The organism is Actinosynnema sp. NPDC059797 (assembly GCF_042732085.1).
Classification (GTDB): domain Bacteria; phylum Actinomycetota; class Actinomycetes; order Mycobacteriales; family Pseudonocardiaceae; genus Actinosynnema.
Genome location: NZ_JBHWIE010000358.1, coordinates 1 through 7,043, shown reverse-complemented (window position 1 = coordinate 7,043; position 7,043 = coordinate 1). Strand labels below are relative to the sequence as shown.

Sequence of the window (7,043 nt, the reverse complement as noted above, 5' to 3'; positions counted from 1 at the left end):
GGCACGCGGGCGCTCTCCCCGGACCGCCTGGTCCACAACCTCACGGTCGACGGGCTGCACACGTACTACGTGGGCGTCGGCGCGACCGCGGTGCTCACGCACAACGACGACCTGCTCCCGCTCGACCAGTGCTTCGAGTCGGCGACGCGGGTCCGGGACGAGGGCTTGGCGCGGATGCACGCGTCCCTCGGGTCGAAGAACCAGGTCAACAGGTCGGCGTCGATGATCGTCGGTGCGGTGGACCGCCGCACGGGGGACACGGCCGTGGGCGTCAAGGTCCCGAACGACGGGGAGTACTGCGCCGAGGACAGGGCGTGCGAAGCGCTCATGGGCAAGGGCTCCCGCCGCGAGGACATCGTGTACAGCGCTCCCCGCTTCCCGAACGACTGGAAGGGCGTCGGCAGCCCGCTCAGCCGGAGCCCGGAGGTCTGCGTACGCTGCCAGGGCAGGATCGACCCGGGCCAGATGCCCTCCGACGCCCGTGCCGAGCCGGGAGGTGCGTGGGGTTGGTGAACGCGACGACGCGCTGGGACTGGTCGCTGCTCCGCACGTCGGTCGGTGACGGTTCGGAGTTGCCCGGGCTGGTGGCCCGGCTGCACTCCGACGACGCCGAGGTGCGGCGGGATGCCTTCCGCACCACCTACGCCCGCGTGGCCAACCAGCGGGACCTGCGGTCCGGCGCGGCGGCGGTGGTCGACCTCCTGCTGACCCGGTTGGAGGGCGGGGGGCGGCTGTTCGGGGACGCCTGGTTCCTGCTCAACGAGATCTACCTCGGTTCCGCGCCCGGCGAGCAGGTGGTCGTCGACGAGGAGCGGGTCGGCGTCGAGGACTACGTGCGAGCACGGGTCCTGTCGTCCTCACCGCACATCCGGAGGGCCTTCGCGGCCGCCGCGCCGGAAGAGCTCGAGGACATGCAGTTCCTGCTGATGGCCATGGCGGGGGATTCGCGCGAGGTCGTCGAGTGGGTGGAGCAGGAGGCGGCCGCGGCGGCCGGGGAGCGCGCCGAGTTCCTGGCCGGGCTGGTGCCGGAGGTGCGCGAGGCGTGGGAGGAGCGTGACGGGTAGCGAGCGGCCCCGCGCTGCTCCTGTTCGCACCTTCGGGTGATCAGCGGACCGCCGCACCTGCCGGTGTTGTAGTTTCGTGACCTGGCAGGTGCGGCTGCCGCCGAGGCTCCTCCTGACCCGGTTGGAGCGGGTGCCTCCAAAGCCCGTCCCGCGTGGGCGTGCCCGCATCCCCACTTCCACCCCGTGGTTCGGCGTGCGCGGACCCGGTGGCGCCGACCGGGCGGCGGCCGGAGGTTCCTCGTGTTCACAAGCTCCGATCTGCGCAGGCGGTGCCGCTGCACCGGCGAGACCCCGAACGCGGTGCGCCGGCAGCGCGCCGCCGACGGCCGGGAGCGGGAGCTGGTCCCCTCCGCCACCACCCCCGGCCAGCAACGGGTCGAGGCCGAGTTCCTCCGGGCGGCCGTCCGCGCCATGGCGGGCCTGCGCCGCCGCGGCCACCCGCTGCGCCCGACCTCCCTGATCAACCGCGTGCAGCTCAGCTCGAGCCTGGTCGGCCTCCAGGTCCACGACACCGCGCTGGACCACCTGCTCGCCGAGGTGCTGCCGACCACCGAGGGCCGCGGCGTGCCGGGGCTGCGCGCCCACCCCGGCCGCGACCACCTGGACCTGCGCGCGCCCGACGGCGAGCTCAGGCTGCTCGGCGTCACCCGGAAGCGCTGGCGGCGCGCCACCGCCGAGCTCCCCGCGCCACCCGCGTCCGGGGCGACACCGCCGCCACCGCCGCCCGCCGGCCTGATGAGCGGCGTCCTGCGCCGCCTCCCGCTGTGGCGGGGCGCGGCCTGGCTGGACGGCGTGGTCGTCGGCGACGTGCTGGAGCTGTACTGGCGGGGCGGCCCGCCGAGCCGGTCGGTCGCCGCCATCCTGACCCGTTCCGCCTGCGGCATCGCGGGCGCCGCGGCGGTGCCGCACGAGTTCCACGACACCGTGCGCGGCGTGGCCCTGACCACCGGCGGGCGCACGACGACCACCCGTGAGCCGGACTGGGCCTGGGTCGAGTGGCTGGCCGCCACCGCGCCGGGCCCGGCCGTGCGGGAACGGGCCGTGCGCCCGGTCCGCGCGCGCCCCGACCTGCCGGACCTGTGGGAGCAGCACGAGATGCGCGCCGCGCTGGCGTCGCGGGACATCACCACCGCCTACCGCCTGCTGCTCGACCACGGCGTGCCCGCCCGGCGCATCGCCGACCTGACCGGCCGGCCGCCGCAGGAGGTCGACCGCGTGCTCGACGGCGACCCGGTCGAGGACTACGACACCCTCACCGCCATCGCGCACGGCCTGGGCATCCCACCCGGCTACATGGGCCTGGCCCACCACGAACAGGTGATGCCGGCCGCGCCCTGCGACTGCGCGCACCTGGACGAGAGAGCCAGGCGCGACGAGTTCCTCGCCCACGCCGCCCTGGTCACCGTGGGCTCCGCGACCAGTTGGCGGTGCCACGCCGACACCTGCTGCCGGACCGCGTGACCGCCCCTTCCCCGAACGCCCCCGCCCGACCCGGGTCCCGTGCGGCGGTGAGCCGCCGGTCACGCGTGCCCGCCCGCCGCGGTCCCGGGCGAAGGCGCGAGCCGCCACAGGGAGGTGACCTCGTCCGCCCGGAACCCGGCCAGGGGGTCCGCTCGCCGGTGCGCCCGGTGGCGGGGACGGGTGTCGAGCCGGTCGACCACCCTCAGGCCCGCTTCGGCGAACATCCGGGTCAGCTGGTCGCGGGTGCGCAGGCCCAACCGCTCGGCGAGGTCGGAGAGGACCAGCCAGCCCTCCCCGCCGGGGGCCAGGTGGTGGGGCAGCCCGGACAGGAAACCGGTCAGCACGCGCGAGCCGGGGTCGTAGATCGCGGCGTCGAGCGGCGAGGCGGGGACGGCGGGCAGCCAGGGCGGGTTGCACACGACCAGGTCCGCGCGCCCCGCCGGGAACAGGTCCGCCCGCTCGACCCGGATCCGGTCGGCCAGGCCGAGCCGGGCGGCGTTGTCGCGGGCGCAGGCGACCGCGCGGGGCTGGACGTCGGTGGCCACGACCCGCCCGGCTCCACGGCGCACGAGCACGGCGGCCAGCACGCCGGTCCCGGTGCCGATGTCGAAGGCGGTCGCCGGCCGCGGCCACGGCGCCGTCGCGACGAGGTCGAGGTACTCCTGGCGCGTCGGGGCGAACACGCCGTAGTGGGGGTGGATCGTGCCGCCCAGCGCGGGCACCGGGACCCCGCGGACCCGCCACCGGTGGGCGCCGAGCACGCCGTGGAGCTCGGTCAGGGGGGTGACGAGCCGCTCGTGCGACGGGCCGTGCACGAGCAGGCACGCCAGGGACACGTCGGGCGCGTGGGGGAGGTCGAGGCGGTACCCGGGCCCGAGTTCGACCAGCACCCGGCTCAGCACGCGGGCGCGGGGGGCCGCGGCCCACCGGTGCCGGTGGAAGAGGTCGGCGGGGGTGCCGTCGCGCCGGACCGGCCGCCGGTCGAGCCGCCGCCCCATCGCGTCGAGCAGTTGCCGCGCGTTGCGGTAGTCGCCCCGCCACAGCACGGCCCGGTTCCGGCGCGCGAGCGCCAAGGCACGGTCGGCGCGAAGCTCGTCGCCCGCCACGACGACGTCTTCGGGGATCGGGAAACGGCTCGGGGCGGCCCAGCGGGCCCGCCGGACGCGGCCGTCTTCCCGCCAACGGAGGAAAGGTCGAGCAGTGCGGTCAACGAGGTGGTGCTCCACCGGGACTCCCAGCCAGGGGGAGCCGCCTTCGGCGGGCGGGGGCCATCAAGGCGTGCGGCCGTCCGAAGACGGCTCGATTCGGTCGTGCGCGAACAGCCGTCAGTCGGACGGGCCGCGCCACACCACCGAGCCGGGGATCATGCGCGAGACCGTACCAGCCACCGCCCGGGGCGAACACCCGTTTCCAGGACGCCCTGCGAACGCCGGGGCGACTGGTGCCCACCCGCGTGAACACCAGCCGCTTCGCGTGCCCCCGGCAGGATTCGAACCTGCGACCTCGGGATTAGAGCGAGACGCCTGTCATCGTTCACCATGACCGGTCGACATCTGCTTCTACCTGCGCTAATGCTCCGTACCGGTTGAGCGTTATCGATCGTTCGCCACGGTCGTCTGCCATCGTTTCGCAGGGGTAAGGCATGGAGATGATCTCCACCCCTGTCGTGGGCAAGCCTGTGGGCTGGTCGATGCCGTCAAGGCGTCGAGCTGTCCACAGGTGCGGCAGCCGAGCGCCCAGACCACCGCTCCTAGTGGACCACTCGGCGCTCGTTCCAACTGTGTTCGGCCGCCTCGACAGCTCGCGACCATCACACTGCCAGCAACCAGCACCCCAGCCGCGCCATACCTATAAGCCAGCCGGATACGCTCGGTCGAGGTGCCGAACAGCTGTCACCGCAGGGCCCGTTGCGGTCAGTGTTGCGGTCAAGCGGCAGGCACGACATGCTGGCCGCACTCCTGCGGCCCGCGTTGATCGCCAGCTGCACATGCGGCAACACGTAGGGTGCATACCCACCCGGCGCAGACATGCCAAGAAGGCCAACGTGACGTGATCGTCACCCGTCCGGGCAGGGTCGCTTGACATGAAAGCTGGTATATTTTCGGCCATGAAGTCGCACCCGTCAGCCGTAGAGGTGATCGACGATCTTGGATCCAAAGTGACGGAGGGCTTCGCGCGCGCCGTCGCCAACACCAGGAAGGACCTGGCGACGTACCGTCAGGAGCTTCCCGGCTTCGCTGGCACGCACAGTGAGCGAGGTCTGGCGAACTGGATTCATGATCGGCTCTGGTACCACCTTGGCGTCCACCTCGACGGGTTGGACGAGGTGCACTTCCACGACCAAGAACCCCATCGGGAGATGCGGATCGGAATCAGGTACCGCTTCCGAGTTAAGCGGCACACCGAGACCGGCGGCGTCAGCACCTACCAGACGCAGACCGCGCTCGACTTCCTGCAACAGGTTCCAATTCAGGAACCGCTGGAAGGCTTTGAAGAGATCCGACTAATTATGGGGTATGTCTGGGATCCCGAGGCTCGCAGCATCGGCCCTGCGGTCATCTCACTGCGAGAGGACCGCGACAAGGTGGTCTGGCTCGAGGAGCTGCCCGAGCCCGGTGCTGCCGGAGCTACCCCTGTGTCGCCTCTGCCTCCCAAGATCGATCCGGCACCTCCGGTGGTCGACGTCGAGGGTGACGACGTTGAGGAAACCGGGAATGATAAGAAATGAACGACTTTGGCCTGGTGCTATCAACTGCGCGCCGCGCCAGAGGGTTGACTCAAGAGGATCTGGCACTTGCCGCTGAGATTACTCAAGCCGCCCTCTCTCGCTACGAGAATGACCAACGTGAGCCAGACGACGAAGTGCTGGCACGTCTCGCTAAAGCTCTTGGCGTGACGCCAGAATTTCTCCGTGTTGCAGGCCGCGTGCGCGGAGGGATGGCGGTAGAAGCGCATATGCGCCGCCGTCAGACCGCAAAACCGACGGTTTGGCGTCAGTTGGAATCTCAGCTCAACATGTACAGAATGCACGCAAGGCAGATCTATGAAGAGGTCTCCGTGCGTGCAGAACAGAGTGTTCCCCAGCTTGACCTTGTCGAGACTACACCTGAAGCTGCCGCACGCATCGTTCGCATGCAGTGGCGCATGCCCGTCGGATCCGTTCGCAACCTGACCCAATGGCTCGAAGCCGCTGGCTGCATCGTAATTGAGGAAGACTTTGGCACCGCCAGAGTTGACGGCCTTTCTCAATGGATTGACGACTACCCTGTCATAATGATCAACAATCGAGTTCCGACCGATCGCAAGCGCCTGACGCTTGCCCATGAGCTTGCACACCTTGTACTGCATTCGGAAAACGTTTCATCCGAAATGGAGGACGAGGCTAACCGCTTCGCAGGCGAATTCCTCATGCCGACGGAGATGATTCGCCCACAGTTGCGAACACTCACTCTTGGCAGGTTGCACGACTTGAAACGAGAGTGGGGAACTTCGATGCAAGCACTTATCGAACGCGCTCACCATCTCGGCCTGATCACTGCAACTCAACGAACCAACCTCTACAAGTCGTTGAGTGCGCGGGGTTGGCGAACCAGAGAACCGCTGAGCGATGAGTTGATGCAGGAAACACCTACGCTTACACGCGCGATCGGAGAAGCTCTGGCAGCGAAAGGGTATAGCAAAGCAGAGATCGATCGCCTCGCCGGGTTCGACGAGTCAGTACCTGATCATCCATTCCGACCAACGCGCAGTCGGCTACAGCTTGTTTAGTGCCCGCGGCAAGCACGCCTCTCCCGCTCCGTCGTGCTGTATGGCCCGGCGTGACGGTCGCACCAAGAGGTTGAACGCGGCCGCCTCTCTCGTCACGTCGCACACCCGGCGGCACAGTTGGACGGCCTTGCACGCGTCCTGCTTAGCCTCGAAGTCGTCGCCCCGTGTCGAACTCGACGGCGGCGAGCACGTTGTACGCCTTTCCCGGAGGCGACACGTCGTGCGTGCGTTCGGCGCAGGTCAGTATCCGTGTGCAGTACTCACGCGCTGCTCAGGGGTGCCGCGCTCGAAGTATAAGGTGCCCAACTCGATCAGGCACGTACCTTGCTAGCGCAAGTTGCCGAAAGTCTCGGTTACTGCCAGCGACTTAAAGTAGCAGACACAGACTGGTCGCCTTTCCTCCGACGAGGGGCTTCGTGTCATCCCGCCGACCTGGCTTGTCCCAACCGCGCGTGTCAAGGGGGAAGCTTCCGCCGCTGCTGAGCCGTTGGGCTGGGACTCCCCCTTGGCGCGTGTGGTTGCCCTCGGGGAGGTCGGCGGGATGACACGTTGTCCCGGCCCACGCTGGTAGCTGAACCGGCGGTGCCGTCCCGGTCATCCTGCTGGCCTGCCGCGCGGCGAGCGCATCTTGTGATTTTTTGCGGTCGCCTTCGGGGGTCGCTGGCCGTTCCTCGCCGACGTCGGGACCGGCGCCCTTCCTTGCGCGGTGCGCCCGCGGGCCGCCAGGCCCGCTTGGGCGTGCCGCACTAC

Annotated in this window: 6 protein-coding genes; 5 read left to right on the top strand and 1 reads right to left on the bottom strand. The window is 69.8% G+C overall.

Going from position 1 to position 7,043, the window contains the following annotated elements; all coding sequences use genetic code 11:
* The 3 genes from ACFV4N_RS36990 to ACFV4N_RS36980 form a co-directional block, all read left to right on the top strand.
* On the top strand, window positions 1-513 hold a 513-nt coding region (locus ACFV4N_RS36990), incomplete at its 5' end, for a hypothetical protein (RefSeq protein ID WP_499677324.1).
* On the top strand, window positions 510-1,064 hold the full coding sequence (locus ACFV4N_RS36985; RefSeq protein WP_499677323.1) for a hypothetical protein: 555 nt from the start codon (window positions 510-512) through the stop codon (window positions 1,062-1,064). The genes ACFV4N_RS36990 and ACFV4N_RS36985, both read left to right, overlap by 4 nt.
* A gap of 240 nt (window positions 1,065-1,304) precedes the next feature.
* Window positions 1,305-2,525: a hypothetical protein gene (locus ACFV4N_RS36980; protein WP_499677322.1), complete on the top strand. Its 1,221-nt coding sequence runs from the start codon at window positions 1,305-1,307 to the stop codon at window positions 2,523-2,525.
* A gap of 59 nt (window positions 2,526-2,584) precedes the next feature.
* Here the strand turns inward: ACFV4N_RS36980 and ACFV4N_RS36975 are convergent, their stop codons facing one another.
* Window positions 2,585-3,631 (bottom strand): 50S ribosomal protein L11 methyltransferase, encoded by a 1,047-nt coding sequence (locus ACFV4N_RS36975; protein WP_499677321.1) that lies wholly within the window; start codon window positions 3,629-3,631, stop codon window positions 2,585-2,587.
* A gap of 1,001 nt (window positions 3,632-4,632) precedes the next feature.
* On the opposite strand from ACFV4N_RS36975, the gene ACFV4N_RS36970 reads away from it, so the two are divergent.
* A complete protein-coding gene (locus ACFV4N_RS36970; RefSeq protein WP_499677320.1) occupies window positions 4,633-5,253 on the top strand; it encodes a hypothetical protein in 621 nt (206 codons plus the stop codon).
* A complete protein-coding gene (locus ACFV4N_RS36965) occupies window positions 5,250-6,293 on the top strand; it encodes a helix-turn-helix domain-containing protein (protein ID WP_499677319.1) in 1,044 nt (347 codons plus the stop codon). The genes ACFV4N_RS36970 and ACFV4N_RS36965 overlap by 4 nt, the downstream gene beginning before the upstream one ends.
* Window positions 6,294-7,043 lie beyond the last annotated feature (750 nt).

Bases quoted from the DNA above. Each gene is read 5' to 3' on its own strand.
- ACFV4N_RS36965 (WP_499677319.1), top strand. From the start codon at position 5,250: ATGAACGACTTTGGCCTGGTGCTATCAACTGCGCGCCGCGCCAGAGGG.
- ACFV4N_RS36970 (WP_499677320.1), top strand. From the start codon at position 4,633: ATGAAGTCGCACCCGTCAGCCGTAGAGGTGATCGACGATCTTGGATCC.